Source organism: Sphingomonas pseudosanguinis, from assembly GCF_014196255.1.
GTDB lineage: Bacteria > Pseudomonadota > Alphaproteobacteria > Sphingomonadales > Sphingomonadaceae > Sphingomonas > Sphingomonas pseudosanguinis.
On record NZ_JACIDH010000012.1, the window covers coordinates 1 to 17,283 of the forward strand.

Consider the following 17,283-nt stretch of genomic DNA (forward strand, 5'->3'; position numbering starts at 1 on the left):
AGGTCATCTTCCGTCCTCCTCTTCAGGGGACGACAGGCTATCCCAACGAGCACCGCTCCTGATTACGCCATGTGGTTCACCGACCAGCCCGCCGCGTGCAGCAGCGCGGTCACCCGGCGGTAGCCGTAGCGCCCATACTGCTTTGCCAGCGCGACGATGTCGTCGGTGAGCGCCTGCTCATCATCTGCCCCGCACGGCACCTTGCGCTGCGTTGACCGGTGCTGGCCGAGCACGCGGCATACCCGCCGCTCGGACACGTCCAGCACCTCCCGGACCTGGTCGATGCAGCGCCGGCGCCGTGCGGGGCTCAGAAGTTTCCCTTCGCCGCCTCCTGCAGGATGAGCTTGTCCAGCGTCAGATCCGAAATCGCACGCCGCAGCCGGGCGTTCTCCTTCTCCAGATCCTTCATCCGACGCGCCTGGTCCGTCTTCAGGCCACCATATTCCTTGCGCCAGCGATAGTAGGTCTGCTCGCTGACCGCGATCCGCCGGCACGCTTCGGCGGTCGTGCCGCCTTGGCCCAGCACGATCTCAACCTCACGCAGCTTGCCGATGATCTCCTCCGGCTTGTGCTTCTTCGCAGGCATTCTTCGTCCCTTCCCTGGTCCAGACTGTCATAGTCGATGGACCACTCAGAAGGGGGCAGCTCAATGGGTCATGACGGAGACGCTAAATTCGTCTCATGCGAAAGACGGGGTCATTTGGATGGCCATCAGCCAGCGTGCTACTACCGGCAGCATTTCGGGCCTTAAGAATACACCCCTTCGGCCATGCGATCGAGGTCGCGCAGGACCAACGCTGCATGGCCTTCCTCGACGAGCTGCTCGGGCGTCTTGCCGAAGCCGGGCAGCGGCTGGTGCCGGAACCAGATGATCGCACGACCCTCGTCCCCCGACAGCTCGGCCGCGCGGGTGATGATCTGCGCGATCTCGCCGAGGCGCGCCTGGACCGCCGGGCTGCCCGGCTTGGCCGCCATGGTGTTGCGGTTGATCTGCGCCAGCTTGGCCAGCCGGGTCAGCGGGAGGCGCAGTCGCTCGGCCATGCGACGCGGGGCGATCATATCGTGATCGCGGATATCGTCCAGAAACGCGGCGAGCATGTGCAAACTCCTTGCCTATAATATGCTTGTTTTTCGCCTGCACTTCAAGGGCGACACAGTGCGCGAAAGCCCCTAGTCTGCCCCGTCCCCCAGCAGAGGGAACGGCAACGGGAGCGGGCTCGCCAAGGTGAAGGAAACCATCGCTTTTTCCAGCGAGGGCATGGATGCGGAGACCGGCTTCGCCCGCTATCGCCAGCTTTACGCGCAGGGTGCCGATGTCGAGCGGCTGGACGGACCGTTTCATGCGCGCGTCACCGGCTGGCGGTTTCGCCATATGCTGCTGTTCGACCGGCATTTGTCGGGCATGGCGCATGCCCGGGAGGAGCGGGTGCAGGCCGACGGGTTCGACCATATCGTGCTCCACCATGTGCTGGCGGGCACGCTGATAGGCCATGCGCGCAGCGGGTTTGAGCAGGCGGGGCCGGGGGACATCGTCTTTCTCGACACGCGGCGCGGCCACCGGACCGAGGCGCACGGTCTGCACATCATCACCGTCAGCATCGCACGCGACATGATCCATGCCGCGCTCGGCAGCCTGGGTGCGCTGCACGGGCTGGTCGTGGGGGCACCCGAGACGGGAATGCTGAGCGATTTCCTGCAATCGTTGGTTCGGCATGCGTCCACGCTCGACGACCGGCATGACGGGGCCTTTGCCCGTGCGCTGATCGAGCTTCTCCCCACGGCGCTGGGCGGCCCGCGCGACGTGGCGGTGGAGGCCCGGCGGCAGGATCATCTGCGGCGCGAGGCGGTCGAGCAACTGATCGAGCGCGAGATCGACAATCCCAACCTGACCGGTGCGGTCATCGCCGAGCGGGTCGGCGTGTCGCGCGCGACGCTCTATCGCCTCTATCAGCGCACTGGCGGGATCGCGCAGCATGTCCGCCGGCGCCGGGTGGATGCGGTGCGGCGCGCGCTGGAGGGAGAGGACGTGGTCCCGCTGGCCGAGCTGGCGCGCCGTTACGGGCTGGGCGATGCCGGGGCGCTGACCCGCGCCTTTCGCGCCGATCGCGGGATCGATCCCGACAGCTATCGCCGGACCATGCGCCAGACGCAGGCCGATATGGTTGAGACGGGGACGCGGCGCTGGAACGGCTGGATGCGCGAACTCGACTAACGCGCCCGGCGAACCGCAATCCCTGCGGCCGCGCAGCCCAGCATACAGGTCACCCCCAAGACCATGCCGACCGCATCGGCCAGCCCCGCCAGCGCCTGGCTGGCCAGTCCGACCGCCCAGGGGCCGAGCGCGGTGCCCAGCAGCGTGACGATCGTCAGGAAGATCGCCGTCGCCTCGACCCGCAGGCCGGCGTCGGTCCGCGCCTGAAGCCCGATCATGGCATTGGCCAGCGCCATCGACAGGCCGACAACCGCGAGCGTCAGCGCGGCCAGCGCCATCGCGGTCGAGGGGCTGTGCGTCAGCGGCCAGAGCGTAAGGCCGCACAGGCCAAGCCCCAGCAGCATCAACCCCGGCGCGACGCGCGCCCCCTGCCCCAGCCGGTCGGACAGCCATCCACCCAGCCCGTGCCCCGCCATCCCGGCCAGCATGATTGCCAGCCCCACTTGCAGGCCGGCCTGGGGCGGCGTCAGCCCATGCTGACGGATCAACAGGCTGGCCGACCAGCTGGTCAGCGATTGCAGCGCGAGGACACCGCACAGGGCGGCCAGGATATGCGGCGCGAGCGCGGCCCGGTCGGCGATCATTCCTCGCAGCGCCGATCCCATATGTGCGGTCGCGGGGCGGGCATGGCGCACCGGTTCCCGCCAGATATACAAAGTCAGGCTGAAGGGCAGCGCCAGCAGCCCCGCGACGATCAGCACCAGCCGCCACGGCGCGATCCCGGTTTGCGGGGCCAGCGCCGCGAACAGCGCGAGCAGCCCCCCGCCCCCGATCATCGCCACCCCCCGCCCCAGCGAGGCGCCGGCGGTGAAGAAGGCGATGCCCCGTCCGCGATGCGCCGGGGTCATGGTCAGGACGATCAGACCGATCGCAGCCGGACCGATCGCCGCCTGCGCCAGGCCCATCAGCATCCGGGCGGCAATCAACGCCTCGACCGACCCCGCCCATCCGCAGGCCAGCGTCGCCAGGCTCGATCCCAGCAGCGCCAGCGCGAGCAGCCGGGCGAGCGGCCAGCGGCGCGCGGCCATGATCATCGGGATCACCGCCAGTCCGTTGACCAGCGCGAAGGCGGGCCCCTGGACAAAGCCGATCGCACCGTCACCCAGATTGAGCGTGGTCTTGATCGGCTCGATCAGGATCGACAGCAGGAAACGATCGCCCACCGCCAGCATATGGACCAGCGCCATCAGCAGCGCGACGCCATAGCCTTTGCGTGGCGCCGATCGGGTCAAATCCGGTTCCGTCCTGTTGTCAGCGTGCCCCCATGGCGCGATCCTGTTGCCAGGCGTCGATCGGGTCGATCCCGTCATAGGGTGCGGACGGCGCATCCGAAAGCCCGATACGGATCCGTTCGGGGGACCAGGCGGCCTGCAAAGTCGATAGGTCGTCCCAGTCGCCGTCCAGCCACCGCGCGCGGTCCTCAGGGGCGACGATCATCGGCAGGCTGGACCAGGGGGCATGGCCGCTTACACAGCCCAGCATCGCGAAACAGCGCGCACCGCCATGATCGCGCCACAGCCCCGCCACGGTGAACAGGGGCGCATCCGCCAGCGTGAACCATGCCGCACGCCCGCTTCGCACGCCCGAGGGTGACAGCGCGATACAGGCGGCGGTCACCGGGATCAGGCAGCGCTGCGCGGGCCGCTCGGCCAGCCGGCGCCACCAGGGCAGCGACAGGCTGAAGATCTGGGTGGTCGGCCAGCACGCCTCGCCCCCGCTGATGTCCCAGCGCTGGGTATCCAGGATGAGGCCGGCCCCACCCTGACGCAGGATGAAGGCGGGATCGCCGGCGCGCAGGTCCTGCAACCGCGACCAGGCGCCCCAGGACCCCTGCCCGCTTTGGGCAATGGCGAAATCGCGGCACAGCTCGCTCGCCGTCCGCTCCAGCGTCGCGCGCTCGGTCGACGGAGGCGCCATGCCGGCCATGGGATGGGGGCCGACGATCACCGGACGCTGGCCCAGAGCCATTTCCGGTGCGTCACCGAATAGCGGCGCCGGACCGATTGGCAGAGCAGGACATGACGGCGATGATCATCCTGCAGGGTCACGACCCGAAACAGGACGAAAACCGTCCGCCAGCTGCGCGTCCGCACGAACGGAAGCGCCAGCGACACCTTGGGGAAGCGCAGCATCACGATAAGGAACTTTGATCGAGGAATGGCGCGGGACGAAGGGGACGTGGTTGGGCACAACCCCATCGCCCCGACGAAGCCAATTTAGATCAAGGGGTTCCGTCTGCCCATCTTGGACACATCACTGTCTCACGAATGAGACGCCGGTGGCGGAGAATGACTAAACGGACGGTATGTCCGCACCGATCGCGGCTGCGGCCAGCCCGCGCACATCGACCCGCGCCTTCAATCGTGCGCAGAGCAGCGCGCTGCCGCTGATCTTGCGCTGGACGAACAGCGTCTCGACATGCGGGACGTGCCAGGTGTCGCGGTCGGCGATCATCGGACGCGTCTCTTCGCGGACCACCGGTACGAAGGCGCGGTCGCCGAAGTCGAAGGGACCTGGTCGCGCCATCGTATCGTCGATCGCGGCGATGATCCGGTCGACCGCCGGGCGGTGTGCGGCAACCGCCGCCTCGCCCAGAAAACCCGTCTCCACCGCGATCTCGCGGATGCGGTCGCGGTCATGCGCCAGCCCCGCCTCGATCAGCCGGCGATAGGAGGCGACCGTTTCGGGCGGCACGTCGCGCGCGGCGCCGAAATCGAGCAGGACGAGGCGCCGGGTATCGGGCTGCCAGCGGTAGTTGGCGAAATTGGGATCGGTCTGCATCATGCCGAAATCGAACAGTTCGTGCAGGACCAGATCAATCAGCGCGGTCATCGCGCCGTCGCGGGTCGCTTGATCGGCATCGACCAGCGTCTCGATCGGCTGGCCGGGAATATAGTCCATCGCCAGCACCAGCGGCGTGGTCAGCGACATCTCCGGCCTGGGCACGACATAGCGCGGATCATCCGCCAGCCGCTCGGCAAAGCGGCGCATCCGGTCCGCCTCGCGGATATAATCGGCCTCCTCGGCGAGCTGGGTCTTGGCTTCCGTCAGCAGCGGCTTGAGGTCGATCGCGGGCGGGATCAGGTTGGACACGCGCAACAGCGTCGCGACGTTGTCGACGTCCGAGCCGATGCTGTCGCGCACGCCGGGATATTGGACCTTGATCGCGAGCACCCGGCCATCGGGCAGGGTCGCGCGGTGGACCTGCCCGATCGAGGCGGCCGCCATCGGTGCGGCCTCGAAATGGCGGAAGCGGCGACGCCAGTCGGCCCCCCATTCGGCGCGTAGCACCTTGTCGAGCTGCGCGGGCGGCATCCGGTAGGCCTGATCGCGTAAGCGCGAGAGGATGGTCTGGAGTTCGGGCGGCAACAGGTCGCCCGCATCCATCGAGATCATCTGCCCCAGCTTCATCGCCGCACCGCGCAAATGCGACAGCCGGTCGGCGACGCGCGCGGCATTGCCGGGGGTCAGGACCAGATCGCCCAGCCTCGGCCGCTCGCCCTGCGCCAGACGCCGCGCGCCCTCGGCCAGCATGCCGCCGGCGACCCCACCCGCTAGCCGGCCAAACGCGCCGGCGCGGGCGAAGCGTCCGCTGGGGACGGCACGGTGGGTCACGTTGCCGGGCTTGTCATCGTCATTCGCCATGCCCGGCATAGCGGTGCGTGTGCGGCTTGGTTCCGTTGGCCGGGGAATTGCAGGAGCATGAGGATCGAGGTGTCGATAGGAAGACATGTCGACATGTCTTCCTGTGGGATGTTACGCGCGTGTCAGCGATCCATCACTATGTCAGGGCTATGGGTATGGCACGCTGCCGAATGGGCGCGCGGGCGAGAGGAAGGATCATGCTGTATCTGATCGCGGCGCTGGCCTTGGCGATACAAGCGGCTCCCGCGCCATCCACGGCCAAGCCTCCATCGTTGGAGGACCGGATGACACCACAGATCGAGGCGGCCGCGCAATCGGTGCGCGAGCATCGACCCCAGGCTGCGCTCGATCGCCTTGCGCTGGTCATTGCCGTCTATGAGGCGGATCATGCCACGGAAACCCGGCGCATCTATTGCGGCACGTCGCTGCAGGAAGCGATCCTCTATGCGGGCATGGGGGCCAGGGACAGGGTTGGCGCGGTCGTCCTGCTGCCCGGTTATTGCACCGCGCTGTATCTGAAAGGCTATGCGCTGGTCGACCTCGGTCGGATTGCGGAGGCCAAGGCGATTTATGAGCGGTTGCTGACGCTGGCGCCGATGGATGCGCAGTACCGGACCGAATATGGCTAATTGATCCGACTGGAAAAAGACTGGCCGCGCATGCTGGCCATCTGCACCCGGGCGCAAGAGGACGCCGGGATCGCCGAACCCGGGATCAAGTCCGTGCAACAGGGCGCCGCGCTGCGGTGTCAGGGCTATGCGCTGATCGAACTGCATCGCTATGACGAAGCGGAGGCGCGGTACCGCGCCGCCCTCGCGCTCGATCCCAAGGACGCAAAGGCGCAGAACGAGTTGCGCTATATCTCCGAGCAGCGCGCCAAGGCTAAGGAAGGCTCGCCTACGAGCTGATCCGACATGTCGACATATCGACGTGTAGGGTTGATGAGCGATTATACCTCGCCACCCCGCACCGGTGATCGTGGCCGCGCAATATGTCGGACTGTTGACATGTCTAGTGGTCGAAGAATGTCAGGATCGGGCAAGGCCCCGCAGCCCGGCTTCCACATTCTCGCGCCAGATGGTCGAGCGAGGCACGGGCCTTTTGCAACGCGGCGATCTGCGCATCCAGCGCCGCGATCCGGTCCCGCGCCAGCTCGCGCACCTGCGCCCGGTCATCGGTGGCATCGAGCGCCAGCAACGCGCCGATCTGCTCCAGCGTGAAGCCTGCCTGTTGCGCGGCGCGAATGAAGCGGAGCCGCCGCGCATCCTTCTCGCCATAACGCCGGATGCGGCCCGCCCTGCCCGGCCCCTGAGGTCGCTCGGGCGTGCCAAGCAGGCCGCGCCGTTGGTAATAGCGGATCGTCTCCACCCCTACCCCGCCCTCACGCGCCAGCCCCGCGATCGTCCAGTCGGCCATGATGCTACTCCAACCTGCCAATGACCTTGTGCGGATAAATGCTAGAGAGTTTGTCAGCCTGTTATCGCTGGACGCCAACCACGGCGAGATAAGGGGCCGGATCATCGGCCCCGTGATTTAGCGCTTCATGGCTTCAATCAGCTTCTTGACGTCCTGGCTACGTCCACGTGGCAGGATCAGGATGTCTTCGCCGCTTGCGACTACGATCAGGTCCTGTACGCCGACCGCCGCAACACGTACGCCGTCAGTGCGGATCAGGCAGTTCGTGGTATCGATGGCCAGCACCTCGCCGCGATGGGCATTGCCGAAGCCGTCCAGCTCACTGATGGCGTGCAGGGCATCCCAGCTGCCGACATCGTTCCAGCCCATGGCGACAGGGACTACCGCAACACGGTCGGCACGTTCCATCACGGCATAGTCGATCGAATCTGACGGGCATGCGGCAAAGGCGGCCTCATCGGGGCAGATGCGCTTGCCGTCGTGCTTAGCGGTACGAACCGCCTCTTTGGCTGCGGCGAGCATCTCCGGCGCATGCCGGCCAAGTTCTTCCAGATAACGGTCGGCACGGAACAGGAAGATACCGCCGTTCCAGGCGTAGTCGCCCCGCGCGAGCATGACTTCCGCCCGTTCCAGCTGAGGCTTTTCGACGAAGCGAGCAACCTGATGCACACCCTTGGCAATCTCGCGACCGACCTGGATCCAGCCATAGCCTGTCTCGGGCGTGTCCGCCGAAATGCCGAAGGTGGCAAGCCAGCCTTGAGATACCATGGGTAGCGCTGCTCGAATGGCGCTGTGGAATGCATCGAGATTTTCGATGACGTGATCTGATGGCATGACCAGCAGCACATCCTCGGGCTGTGCGACAAGAGCCGCCAGTGCGATGGCGGGTGCGGTGTTGCGGGCAACCGGTTCCAGGATCAGCGCCTGGGGCGGGGTGCCTGCTTGGGTCAGCTGGCTTTCGACCAGATCGGCATGGCGTTGTCCCGCCACGACAATCGGGGTTGCAAAACCATCGGTGTTGGTCCGCTGCGCGGTCAATTGCAGCATCGTCTCGTCCGATGTCAGCGCTAGCAACTGCTTGGGCATTTCCGGCCGGGACATTGGCCATAAACGCGTACCGGACCCGCCGGACAGAATTACCGGCACGATCAAAATGTTCATGGAGACTTCCTTGTGTTGTCGCACCATTTGCAAAATAGGCGATCAATTTCGATGTTGAAAACGTCATGCGACGCTCGGTTCGCGGGCGCAACAGAAACGCAGATATTTGCCCGCCTAGCTGTCCCAATCTTGCTCTAACGGTGGGTATCAGTCCGCTCGGAATGTAAAGTGGACATGTCGACGTGTTAACATGCGGGATCGTCGGCGATGATGAAGTTGGCAAGACGCCTTACCATTGACTCCGTACCATGGTACGGATGCCATATGGGATGCGCACCCTGATCGGAGAAGAACGATGGCCAGCGCCGCCCCCAGGACCGCAACCCTGTACCGCATGGTGATGGACACGCATGTCTGTCCCTATGGCCTGAAGGCCAGGGACCTGCTGCGACGCCAGGGTTACGTGGTTGAGGATCATGCCTTGCGGACCCGCGAGGAAACCGACGCCTTCAAGGCCGAGCATGGCGTGAAGACCACGCCGCAGGTCTTTATCGGGGGCGAGCGGGTGGGCGGCTATGACGATCTGCGTCGCTTCTTCGGCAAGCGCGTCGCCGACCCGAAGGCGACGACCTATCGCCCGGTAGTGGCGCTGTTCGCCATGACCGCGCTGATGGCGCTGGCGGCGTCGCAAGCGGTCTATGCGACGCCCTTCACTTCCCGCGCGGCCGAATGGTTCGTCGCGTTCAGCATGGCGGTGCTGGCGCTGCTGAAGCTCCAGAATGTCGAGAGCTTCGCAACCATGTTCCTGAACTACGACCTGCTCGCGAAGCGCTGGGTCCGCTATTCCTATGTCTATCCCTTTGCCGAAGGGCTGGCCGGCATCCTGATGATTGCCGGCGTGGCGGTCTGGGCCTCGGTGCCGATCGCGCTGGTCATCGGTGGCATCGGCGCGGTGTCAGTCATCAAGGCGGTCTATATCGACCGGCGCGAACTGAAATGCGCTTGTGTCGGCGGATCGAGCAACGTGCCGTTGGGCTTTCTGTCGCTGACCGAAAATCTGATGATGATCGGCATGGCGCTGTGGATGCTCGTCCGACATGTATGAATGTCGACACCGTGACATGTAGACTTGTGGCGGGCTTGTGGGGCTGCTAGCATCGCTGCCGTCTCATGGCCCGGCTGTCCCCCCTCCCCTCGCCCACGCTGCAACTGCCCGCAATCGTTGCCGCAGCGGACGAGCGGGCGCAGAAGCATTTCCTCGAATTCTTCGTCGCCACCATCCGCAATGCCCATACCCGGCGCTCCTATGCGCGCGGCGTGTCCGACTTCCTCGCCTGGTGCGCCGAGCGGGGTGTCGTCGCCCTCCCCCAGATCGAGCCCATCCATGTCGCCGCCTGGATCGAGGAACTGGGCCGCGAACTGTCGGTGCCGACGGTCAAGCAGCGACTGGCGGGGATACGGCATCTGTTCGACTGGCTGGTCCGCTGTCATGTCGTGCCGGCCAATCCGGCGATCTCGGTACGGGGGCCGGCCTATAGCGTACGGCGCGGCAAGACGCCGGTGCTCGATCCCATCGAGGCGCGCGAGCTGCTCGACAGTATCGACGTGTCGACATGTATAGGCCTTCGTGACCGCGCGTTGATCGGGTTGATGGTCTATAGCTTCGCGCGGGTCGGCGCCGCGCTGGCGTGCCGGGTCGAGGATGTGTTCGTCCAGAACCGCCGCCTCTGGGTGCGGCTGCACGAAAAGGGCGGCAAGCGGCATGAGATGCCGTGCCATCACAATCTCGACGAATATCTCCACGCCTATATCGACGGCTGCGGGCTGGCCGAGGATCGCAAGGGCTATCTGTTCCGCACCATCGCGCGCGGCACCGGCCGGCTGTCCCAGACCCCGCTGCCCCAGGCCAATGCCTATCAGATGGTCCGCCGGCGGGCGCTGGCGGCCGGGATCGGTACCGCGATCAACAACCATTGTTTCCGTGCGACGGGGATCACCGCCTATCTGAAGAATGGCGGTACCCTCGAGCGCGCGGCCGCGATGGCCAACCATGCCTCCACCCGCACCACCCAGCTCTATGACCGGCGCTCGGACACGGTGACGCTGGATGAGGTGGAGCGGGTGATTATCTGACGTGTCGGATTGTCGACATGTCTTCAAAGGGGGGTGGGGTATGGAGAATGTCACGGCGAACCGACTGACGGCGGGATCGGTGCTGCGCTTTGCCTATCTCGCGCATCTCGCGCTGGTCCTTCCCGTCAGCCTGCTATTCGGGCTGATCGGCATGATGGGCGGCAGCACGGTCCATTATAATGGCCAAGCGGTTTATGGCTTGCCGGCGCTGTTCATCGCGTTGGCGCTGGGGGCCGTTTTTCCTGTGCTGCCGGCCTTGTGGTTCTGGCTGGGTGTCCTGGTCCTGCGGCTCTTGCGGGGCAGGGGGCCCGGCCTGCGCATCCGGCGGGACTGAAGCCTCGCTTTGTCGAGCCTTTCCTTCCGGTGGTCGCAGCCGGATGGCGCCATGCTACCCCATCGATAGAAGCACCGCGGCCCCGGCCCAATTCATACTCGAAAGCACGAATTCAACCGCCCACGAGGCTGATTTCCCAAGGGGCAGGGCGCTGGGCCTCCCCAAAGTTCGTGCTTTCGAGTATGAAATCCAACATGACCCGTACGCCCACCTCCGCGCGCAAGAAGGACGCCAGTCCCCCCCGATCGCCGGCCCGCCCGCAGGGCGACCTGTTCCACCTCGACAGCCCGCTGACCAGCGAGATCCGGGGCGAGCGCTCGCTGATGGCCTTTCCCTTCTTCGCGCTCAGCAAGACCGCGTGGATGAAGCCGCTGACCTATCATCACGCCAATGTCTCGATCGACGTCCGGCCCTCGGCGCGGGGGGTGGCGACCATCTATGACAAGGAGATCGTCCTCTACATCGCCAGCCTGATGGCGGGGAAGATCGAGCGCGGCGAGGAGGTGGGGCAGGACTTCATCTTCACCGCGCACGACCTGTTCTCGGTGACGAGCTCCAACCATTCGGCACGCTCCTATCAGCGGCTGTCCGAGGCGCTGGAGCGGCTGCAGGGCACGCAGATCAAAACCAATATCGAGGCGGGCGGCGAGGGGGAGGAGGGCTTCTTCTCCTGGCTGTCCGAGGCGCGGCTGCATTATTCCAAGACGCGCACCGGCGAACGGCGGCTGAAGGCGGTCAAGGTGCGGCTATGCGACTGGCTCCACCGCGCCATCCTGCGCGATCGGCAGGTGCTGGCCTATGCGGCGGCCTATTTCCAGCTCGGCCCGGTCGAACGGCGCATCTACGAGGTCGCGCGCGCGACCGCCGAGGAGGGGCGGCTGGAGATCGACCTGGCGACTTTCCGGCTTCAGATCGGCTATCAGAACCCGCTCGCCAATTTCCGCGCCGCGATGAAGGCGATCGCGCAGGCCGACGCCATTCCCGATTACCAGGTCGAAGTCATCGAGGATGTCGAGGCCGAGGAACCCGCCGAGGGCAGGGGGCGGGGGCGGCGCGCGCCCTCTGCCCGGGTGATCGTGACCGCGCGTCCGCCGGCCTTGGCGGAGGAGGTTTCGGAGACGCCGCGAATCACATCGGGGCCCATTGAGGCGTGATTCGCGGGGCGCGATCCAATTCATACTTGATAGCACGAATTGTCGGGTTGAATTCATACTCGAAAGCACGAATGCTTCGCCGAATTCATATCCGATAGCACGAATGACGCGCTCGAATTTCACGATTCGAGCGCTGTTTTTTTGAATTCATACTCGAAAGCACGAATCGTCACGGCTTACTTTGTTGGAGATTTACTGCAAGGTTAACCCATATCGCGGGTCGAGACCTGTGAAGGCAGCATATGGGAGCGGTCGTGACCACATAAAGGAAAGCCCGGCACGAAGGCCGGGCATCCCAGGTATTACAGGAGCGACGTCGCCAAACGTCGATCCGGGGCATCACACACCCCCTCCTGATACGCCTGTCGCCCCTGCGGTTCAAGGATGCGCGCTTCGCGCCACGCCCTTTCTCGTCTTTTTTTGGTCCGGCCCCGGAAATAAGGGGAAGGAAGATGACGGCGTTCACCTTTGGTGAAGCGACGACGCGCGCGCTTGCGCAGGCCGCGGCCACGCGATCGGGGACATCTGTGCGCGTGGGCCATCGCACCGGCGCGCGTGTCCGCCGTGACAGCATCGAGGCGGGGACGTTCGAGGACATGTTCTTCGCCACGCCGGCCAAGGGGGAATGCGACCGGCTGATCCGCATGGCGCGCACCGCGCTCGATGCCGGTCGGCGGATCAAGCGCGAGGCGCGGGGGCAGGGCAGGGCGCTGACCGGCCCCGAACAGGCGCTGGCCAGCCTGACGGCGGGTGCCGTGCGGGTCTATGAGGAGCTGTGCACGCTCGCCCGGCTCAATGCGGGTCGCGTCTATCCCAGCTATGACCGCCTGGCGGCCGCGACCGCGCTCGGCCGCGCCACCGTCGCGCGTGCGCTCCAGATCCTGGAGGATGCTGGCTTCCTCGTCCGCCAGCGCCGGTTCCGGCGGGTGGAAGGGGAGGGGCCGGGGCCGCGCTGGGAACAGACCTCCAACGCCTATCGCCCGGTGGTGCCCAAGCGGCTGTTATCGCTGTTGCCCCGCTGGCTCCGCCCCGCCCCGGTTCCCGACGATGCCCTTCAGCATGTGGCCGAGCAGGCCGAGGAGCAGGAACGGCTCAAGGCGCAACTGACATGCCGCGAATTGGCGCGGTTCACCGTGGGCGGAGCGCTGGGCCGTGTACTGGCTCGGCTGGGTGGGGCCCTCGATCGACAGACGCCAGTGCGAGAGTCTCACACTAATCCTGAACCCCTTCCCAACTTATTTGAAAGAGAGACTGATGCCTCACCCTTGTCGGGTGAGACGCCATTTTCTCATCGAGGATTGAGCGAAATAAGCGCCACGAACGGTACAGTCTGCTGAACCGCCAGGAAGCGCCGGCTTCGCCGTCGCCATGCTCCCTAGGAGGAGCAAGCGGATACGCCAGCCGGTCTTTCGCCGCGCAAGGTCGTGTGGAAATGGAAGGTAGAAATAGCAATGACCGGTCGCTCTTATGTCGATTCATTCTCGACACGTCGGCCTGTCGACATGTAGTCCATATGACATGCCGACAATCGCGATCATCAGCCAAAAGGGCGGTGCGGGAAAAACGACCCTGGCCATCCATCTTGCCGCCGCAGGACAGGAGGCGGGACAGGTGTCGCTCATCATCGACACCGATCCCCAGGCGACCGCCAGCCAATGGGCGTCCTGGCGCCAGGACGCGCCCCCCGAAGTCATCGACAGCCCACCCCCGCGCCTTGCCGCCAAGGTGGAACAGGCCAGGGGGCAGGGGGCCAAGCTGATCGTCATCGACACGCCCCCCCACGCCGACAGCGCCGCCCGCGCCGCAGTCGAAACAGCCGACCTAGTGCTGATCCCCTGCCGCCCGAGCGCCTTCGACCTCTCGGCGATCCAGACGACCGCCAAATTGGTCCAGCTGCTCCGCAAACCCGCCTTCGTGGTGTTCACCGCCGGCAACCCCAACGCCCCACGCGTCTATGCCGAGGCGGGCGAGCTGGTCGAAAGCTATGGCACTCCGCCATGCCCGATCCTGATCCCCGACCGCGCCGCGTACCGCCACGCCTCGGCGGAGGGGCGCACCGTCATGGAAACCGAACCGGCAGGCAAGGCGGCCGAGGAAATCCGTGAACTCTACAAGTGGACATGTCGACAGCTCGACCTGCCTGCCCCCCGTTTCAAGAAAGTTATCGCATGAGCCGCAAACCCAGCTTCGCCAATCTGCGGGATCGCGCTGCGCCAGTTGCGCAAATCCCTCCCATCGCATCGACCGAAGACAAGGCACCGCGCCCCGCCAGCCGTGAAGGCCGCAAACAGATTGCAGGCTTTTTCACGCCCGACATGTCGCTGGCGATGCATATGATGGCGCGACGCCAAGGTCGAAGCCTTCAAGCGCTGATGGCTGAGGCTTTTAACGATGTGCTCAGAAAATATGGGGAAAGCCCGGTAGGAGAGTGAAGGGAGCGGCCGTGCCGCTCCCTTCACATATTCAATTCTTGATCGCGTTCAGGATCGCCCGACCATAGGCCGTCTTCTTGAACCGTTCACCGGCTTCCCGGGCCTGATCGCCCGAGATGAAGCCCATTTCATAGGCGATCTCTTCCAGACAGGCGACTTGGACGCCTTGGCGATGCTGCAGCGTCCGGACGAACTCTCCGGCTTCCAGCAGGCTGTCATGCGTACCTGTGTCGAGCCAGGCATAACCACGGCCCATCTGTTCGACGAAGAGGTCCCCCGCCTCCATGTAGAGGCGGTTGAGGTCGGTGATCTCTAGTTCACCGCGCGCAGAAGGCTTCAGATTGCGAGCGAATTCGACGACGCGATTATCGTAGAAGTACAGCCCAGTCACCGCATGATTGGACTTGGGATGAGCAGGCTTTTCCTCCAGACTGACCGCGCGGCCGCCTTCGCCGAACTCGACCACGCCGTAGCGCTCGGGGTCCTCGACGCGGTAGCTGAACACGGTCGCGCCCTTCGGCCGCGCGACCGCACTGGCCAAGAGATCGGTCAGGTGTGCGCCGAAGAAGATGTTGTCGCCCAGCACCAGCGCGACGTTGTCGTCACCGATGAAGTCCGCGCCGATGGTGAAGGCCTGCGCCAAGCCATCGGGGCTGGGCTGTTCGGCATAGGACATGGTCAGGCCGAACGCCGATCCGTCACCGAACAGGCGGCGATAATTGTCGAGAAACTCCGGCGACGAGATGATCAGGATGTCGCGAATCCCCGCCAGCATCAGGACGCTGAGCGGATAATAGATCATCGGCTTGTCATAGACCGGCAACAGCTGCTTGTTGACCGCCAGGGTGGCCGGGTGAAGCCGGGTGCCCGAGCCTCCGGCTAGGATGATACCCTTCATTTCGTGGCTCCGATCAATTCGTCGAGAATGTCGCTGAGGGCCACCTGCCAGTCGCGCGGAGCAATGCCGTAAGCGGCGTGGATGGCGTTGTGGCTCAGCCGCGAATTGGCCGGCCGGGCCGCAGGGGTGGGATAGTCGCTGCTGGGGATCGGCACGACCATGGTCGAGGGACCGCCGCGCAAGGCCGACTGGCGGAAGATTTCGGTGGCGAAATCGGCCCAGCTGATCGCGCCCGCATTGCTGAAGTGGAAGGTGCCGGTGGGGGCGTCCTCGTCCTCGACCAATCGCAGTGTGATCCTCATCAGCACATTCGCCAGATCGGCCGCGCTCGTCGGCGCACCATATTGATCGGCGACCACCGACAGCGTGTCGCGAGTCTCGGCCAGCCGCAGCATCGTCTTGATGAAGTTGTGGCCATGCGCCGACACGACCCAGGCGGTGCGGACGATGGCATGGCGTGCACCCGAGGTGCGCACCGCCAGCTCGCCGCCCAGCTTGGACGCCCCGTAAACGCCCAGCGGTGCGACCGGATCGTTCACCTCCCAGGCGCCCTGACGGTCCCCGGCAAAGACATAGTCGGTCGATACTTGGACGAGCGGGATGCCCGCCTTCGCACAGGCCTCGCCAAAGGCGGCCGGGGCCATCGCATTGACGGCCCAGGCGGTCACCACATCGCTTTCGGCCTTATCGACCGCGGTATAGGCCGCGCCATTGATGACCGCGGCGATGGGACGCGAGGCGACCATGGCCGCGATCGCGCCCGCATCGCGCAGGTCGAGCGTGTCATGGTCGATCGCCACGATCTCATAGCCTTGCGGCCAGGCGCAGCGCTGCAGTTCGGTGCCGAGCTGACCTCCGGCGCCCGTCACCAGGATGGCGCGTGGGCTGGTGCCCGACATCAGGCGGCCACGCCGCGACGCTCGGACGCCTTGGCGGCGACCAGCGGACGCCACCAGGCCTCGTTGGCCAGATACCATTCGACCGTCTTGCGGATGCCCGTCTCGAACGTCTCGTCCGGGGCCCAGCCGAGCTCGGCACCGATGCGCGACGCGTCGATCGCATAGCGCTTGTCATGGCCCGGACGGTCGGCAACCTCGGTCATCTGCTCGGCATAGGGGCGGCCGTCGGCGCGCGGGCGCAATTCGTCCAGGATCGCGCAGAGCGTCTTCACGACCTCGATATTCTGGCGCTCGTTATGCCCGCCGACATTGTAGGTGCGGCCCGGCTCACCCCGCTCGAACACCGCCTGCAGCGCGCGGACGTGGTCCTCGACATACAGCCAGTCGCGTACCTGGTCGCCCTTGCCGTAGATGGGCAGCTTCTCGCCATCGAGTGCCTTGGCGATCATCAGCGGGATCAGCTTTTCGGGGAAGTGATAGGGCCCGTAATTGTTCGAGCAGTTGGTGATGAGCACCGGCAGCCCGAAGGTATGCCCCCAGGCCGAGACCAGATGGTCCGAGCCCGCCTTTGACGCCGAATAGGGCGAGCGCGGGTCGTAGGGCGTCTCTTCGGTGAACAGGCCGGTCTCGCCCAGCGTGCCGTACACCTCGTCGGTCGAGATATGGTGGAAGCGGAACGCGGCCTTGGCGTCGTCGTCTAGGCTCAGCCAGTAGCTGCGCGCCTCGGCCAGCATCACATAGGTGCCGACGACATTGGTCTGGACGAAAGCGCCCGGCCCGTCGATCGAGCGGTCGACATGGCTTTCGGCCGCCAGGTGGGTGATGACGTCGGGGCGGAATTCGGCGATCGCGGCGCGCACGGCCTCAGCGTCGCAGATGTCGCCCTGGACGAACCGGTAGCGATCACTGCCGGCAACCCGCTCGACCGTCGAGAGCGTACCCGCATAGGTCAGCTTGTCGAAGTTCAGGACCTCATGGGTCGTGTTTTCGATGAGATGCCGGACGAGCGCCGAGCCGATGAACCCGGCCCCGCCGGTGATGAAGATGCGCATCTTAGGA

The 17,283-nt window shown here is 65.5% G+C and carries 20 protein-coding genes and 1 pseudogene; 10 read left to right on the forward strand and 11 right to left on the reverse strand.

What is annotated here, in order from left to right; genetic code table 11:
* Positions 1–74: 74 nt before the first annotated feature.
* Positions 75–586 (reverse strand): annotated as a pseudogene (locus GGR48_RS12515) (transposase); the annotation flags it as partial.
* Positions 587–747: 161 nt separating this feature from the next.
* Positions 748–1,098 (reverse strand): antitoxin Xre/MbcA/ParS toxin-binding domain-containing protein, encoded by a 351-nt coding sequence (locus GGR48_RS12520; protein WP_183952224.1) that lies wholly within the window; start codon positions 1,096–1,098, stop codon positions 748–750.
* 127 nt (positions 1,099–1,225) lie between these two features.
* Between GGR48_RS12520 and GGR48_RS18405 the strand changes: the two genes are divergently transcribed.
* Positions 1,226–2,212, forward strand: coding sequence for a helix-turn-helix domain-containing protein (locus GGR48_RS18405; protein WP_183952225.1), 987 nt, complete (start codon positions 1,226–1,228; stop codon positions 2,210–2,212).
* Here the strand turns inward: GGR48_RS18405 and GGR48_RS12530 are convergent.
* The 4 genes from GGR48_RS12530 to GGR48_RS12545 form a co-directional block, all read right to left on the reverse strand.
* Positions 2,209–3,444, reverse strand: coding sequence for an MFS transporter (locus tag GGR48_RS12530; RefSeq protein ID WP_183952226.1), 1,236 nt, complete (start codon positions 3,442–3,444; stop codon positions 2,209–2,211). The genes GGR48_RS18405 and GGR48_RS12530 overlap by 4 nt on opposite strands.
* A 19-nt stretch (positions 3,445–3,463) precedes the next feature.
* The gene (locus GGR48_RS12535) at positions 3,464–4,180 is read right to left on the reverse strand and encodes an SOS response-associated peptidase family protein (RefSeq protein WP_183952227.1); all 717 of its coding nucleotides are present in this window, start codon (positions 4,178–4,180) and stop codon (positions 3,464–3,466) included.
* On the reverse strand, positions 4,156–4,344 hold the full coding sequence (locus tag GGR48_RS12540) for a hypothetical protein (protein ID WP_221211503.1): 189 nt from the start codon (positions 4,342–4,344) through the stop codon (positions 4,156–4,158). Before GGR48_RS12540 ends, GGR48_RS12535 begins: the two co-directional genes overlap by 25 nt.
* Before the next feature lie 160 nt (positions 4,345–4,504).
* Positions 4,505–5,857 (reverse strand): ABC1 kinase family protein, encoded by a 1,353-nt coding sequence (locus GGR48_RS12545; RefSeq protein WP_183952229.1) that lies wholly within the window; start codon positions 5,855–5,857, stop codon positions 4,505–4,507.
* A gap of 197 nt (positions 5,858–6,054) precedes the next feature.
* Here GGR48_RS12545 and GGR48_RS12550 point away from each other — a divergent pair, with 197 nt between their 5' ends.
* Positions 6,055–6,486 (forward strand): tetratricopeptide repeat protein, encoded by a 432-nt coding sequence (locus GGR48_RS12550; protein ID WP_183952230.1) that lies wholly within the window; start codon positions 6,055–6,057, stop codon positions 6,484–6,486.
* Between the two features lie 30 nt (positions 6,487–6,516).
* Positions 6,517–6,765 (forward strand): tetratricopeptide repeat protein, encoded by a 249-nt coding sequence (locus tag GGR48_RS12555; protein WP_183952231.1) that lies wholly within the window; start codon positions 6,517–6,519, stop codon positions 6,763–6,765.
* A gap of 103 nt (positions 6,766–6,868) precedes the next feature.
* On the opposite strand, the gene GGR48_RS12560 is transcribed toward GGR48_RS12555, so the two are convergent.
* Positions 6,869–7,273, reverse strand: a complete 405-nt coding sequence (locus GGR48_RS12560; RefSeq protein WP_183952232.1) for a MerR family DNA-binding protein — start codon at positions 7,271–7,273, stop codon at positions 6,869–6,871.
* A 117-nt stretch (positions 7,274–7,390) separates the two neighbouring features.
* Positions 7,391–8,434 (reverse strand): mannose-1-phosphate guanylyltransferase/mannose-6-phosphate isomerase, encoded by a 1,044-nt coding sequence (locus tag GGR48_RS12565; protein WP_183952233.1) that lies wholly within the window; start codon positions 8,432–8,434, stop codon positions 7,391–7,393.
* 295 nt (positions 8,435–8,729) lie between these two features.
* Here GGR48_RS12565 and GGR48_RS12570 point away from each other — a divergent pair, with 295 nt between their 5' ends.
* From GGR48_RS12570 to GGR48_RS12600, 7 genes are all read left to right on the forward strand, one after another.
* Positions 8,730–9,479 (forward strand): glutaredoxin family protein, encoded by a 750-nt coding sequence (locus GGR48_RS12570; protein WP_183952234.1) that lies wholly within the window; start codon positions 8,730–8,732, stop codon positions 9,477–9,479.
* A 65-nt stretch (positions 9,480–9,544) separates the two neighbouring features.
* Entirely contained in the window at positions 9,545–10,507 is a 963-nt protein-coding gene (locus GGR48_RS12575; RefSeq protein ID WP_183952235.1) for a tyrosine-type recombinase/integrase, read from the forward strand.
* Positions 10,508–10,547: 40 nt separating this feature from the next.
* Positions 10,548–10,841 (forward strand): hypothetical protein, encoded by a 294-nt coding sequence (locus tag GGR48_RS12580; protein ID WP_183952236.1) that lies wholly within the window; start codon positions 10,548–10,550, stop codon positions 10,839–10,841.
* Between the two features lie 194 nt (positions 10,842–11,035).
* Complete coding sequence (locus GGR48_RS12585; protein WP_183952237.1) at positions 11,036–11,995, forward strand: replication initiator protein A; 960 nt, start codon at positions 11,036–11,038, stop codon at positions 11,993–11,995.
* Between the two features lie 452 nt (positions 11,996–12,447).
* The gene (locus GGR48_RS12590) at positions 12,448–13,332 is read left to right on the forward strand and encodes a helix-turn-helix domain-containing protein (protein ID WP_183952238.1); all 885 of its coding nucleotides are present in this window, start codon (positions 12,448–12,450) and stop codon (positions 13,330–13,332) included.
* A 181-nt stretch (positions 13,333–13,513) separates the two neighbouring features.
* A complete protein-coding gene (parA, locus tag GGR48_RS12595; RefSeq protein ID WP_183952239.1) occupies positions 13,514–14,167 on the forward strand; it encodes a ParA family partition ATPase in 654 nt (217 codons plus the stop codon).
* Positions 14,164–14,427, forward strand: coding sequence for a ribbon-helix-helix domain-containing protein (locus GGR48_RS12600; RefSeq protein WP_183952240.1), 264 nt, complete (start codon positions 14,164–14,166; stop codon positions 14,425–14,427). Before parA ends, GGR48_RS12600 begins: the two co-directional genes overlap by 4 nt.
* Before the next feature lie 31 nt (positions 14,428–14,458).
* Here GGR48_RS12600 and rfbA read toward each other — a convergent pair whose 3' ends face one another.
* From rfbA to rfbB, 3 genes are read right to left on the reverse strand one after another with little or no spacing between them, the layout of a single operon-like run.
* The gene (gene rfbA / locus GGR48_RS12605; RefSeq protein ID WP_183952241.1) at positions 14,459–15,325 is read right to left on the reverse strand and encodes a glucose-1-phosphate thymidylyltransferase RfbA; all 867 of its coding nucleotides are present in this window, start codon (positions 15,323–15,325) and stop codon (positions 14,459–14,461) included.
* Positions 15,322–16,224 carry a dTDP-4-dehydrorhamnose reductase gene (gene rfbD, locus GGR48_RS12610; protein WP_183952242.1) on the reverse strand — a complete coding sequence of 301 codons (903 nt, stop codon included), beginning with the start codon at positions 16,222–16,224 and terminating at the stop codon, positions 15,322–15,324. Before rfbD ends, rfbA begins: the two co-directional genes overlap by 4 nt.
* Positions 16,224–17,276 carry a dTDP-glucose 4,6-dehydratase gene (gene rfbB, locus GGR48_RS12615; RefSeq protein WP_183952243.1) on the reverse strand — a complete coding sequence of 351 codons (1,053 nt, stop codon included), beginning with the start codon at positions 17,274–17,276 and terminating at the stop codon, positions 16,224–16,226. Before rfbB ends, rfbD begins: the two co-directional genes overlap by 1 nt.
* Between the last annotated feature and the right edge of the window lie 7 nt (positions 17,277–17,283).

Coding starts and splice junctions, on each gene's coding strand:
- GGR48_RS12520 (WP_183952224.1), bottom strand. CDS start 1,098: ATGCTCGCCGCGTTTCTGGACGATATCCGCGATCACGATATGATCGCC.
- GGR48_RS12535 (WP_183952227.1), bottom strand. CDS start 4,180: ATGGCTCTGGGCCAGCGTCCGGTGATCGTCGGCCCCCATCCCATGGCC.
- GGR48_RS12540 (WP_221211503.1), bottom strand. CDS start 4,344: ATGCTGCGCTTCCCCAAGGTGTCGCTGGCGCTTCCGTTCGTGCGGACG.
- GGR48_RS12545 (WP_183952229.1), bottom strand. CDS start 5,857: ATGGCGAATGACGATGACAAGCCCGGCAACGTGACCCACCGTGCCGTC.
- GGR48_RS12550 (WP_183952230.1), top strand. CDS start 6,055: ATGCTGTATCTGATCGCGGCGCTGGCCTTGGCGATACAAGCGGCTCCC.
- GGR48_RS12555 (WP_183952231.1), top strand. CDS start 6,517: ATGCTGGCCATCTGCACCCGGGCGCAAGAGGACGCCGGGATCGCCGAA.
- GGR48_RS12560 (WP_183952232.1), bottom strand. CDS start 7,273: ATGGCCGACTGGACGATCGCGGGGCTGGCGCGTGAGGGCGGGGTAGGG.
- GGR48_RS12565 (WP_183952233.1), bottom strand. CDS start 8,434: ATGAACATTTTGATCGTGCCGGTAATTCTGTCCGGCGGGTCCGGTACG.
- GGR48_RS12570 (WP_183952234.1), top strand. CDS start 8,730: ATGGCCAGCGCCGCCCCCAGGACCGCAACCCTGTACCGCATGGTGATG.
- GGR48_RS12575 (WP_183952235.1), top strand. CDS start 9,545: ATGGCCCGGCTGTCCCCCCTCCCCTCGCCCACGCTGCAACTGCCCGCA.
- GGR48_RS12580 (WP_183952236.1), top strand. CDS start 10,548: ATGGAGAATGTCACGGCGAACCGACTGACGGCGGGATCGGTGCTGCGC.
- GGR48_RS12585 (WP_183952237.1), top strand. CDS start 11,036: ATGACCCGTACGCCCACCTCCGCGCGCAAGAAGGACGCCAGTCCCCCC.
- GGR48_RS12590 (WP_183952238.1), top strand. CDS start 12,448: ATGACGGCGTTCACCTTTGGTGAAGCGACGACGCGCGCGCTTGCGCAG.
- parA (WP_183952239.1), top strand. CDS start 13,514: ATGCCGACAATCGCGATCATCAGCCAAAAGGGCGGTGCGGGAAAAACG.
- GGR48_RS12600 (WP_183952240.1), top strand. CDS start 14,164: ATGAGCCGCAAACCCAGCTTCGCCAATCTGCGGGATCGCGCTGCGCCA.
- rfbA (WP_183952241.1), bottom strand. CDS start 15,325: ATGAAGGGTATCATCCTAGCCGGAGGCTCGGGCACCCGGCTTCACCCG.
- rfbD (WP_183952242.1), bottom strand. CDS start 16,224: ATGTCGGGCACCAGCCCACGCGCCATCCTGGTGACGGGCGCCGGAGGT.
- rfbB (WP_183952243.1), bottom strand. CDS start 17,276: ATGCGCATCTTCATCACCGGCGGGGCCGGGTTCATCGGCTCGGCGCTC.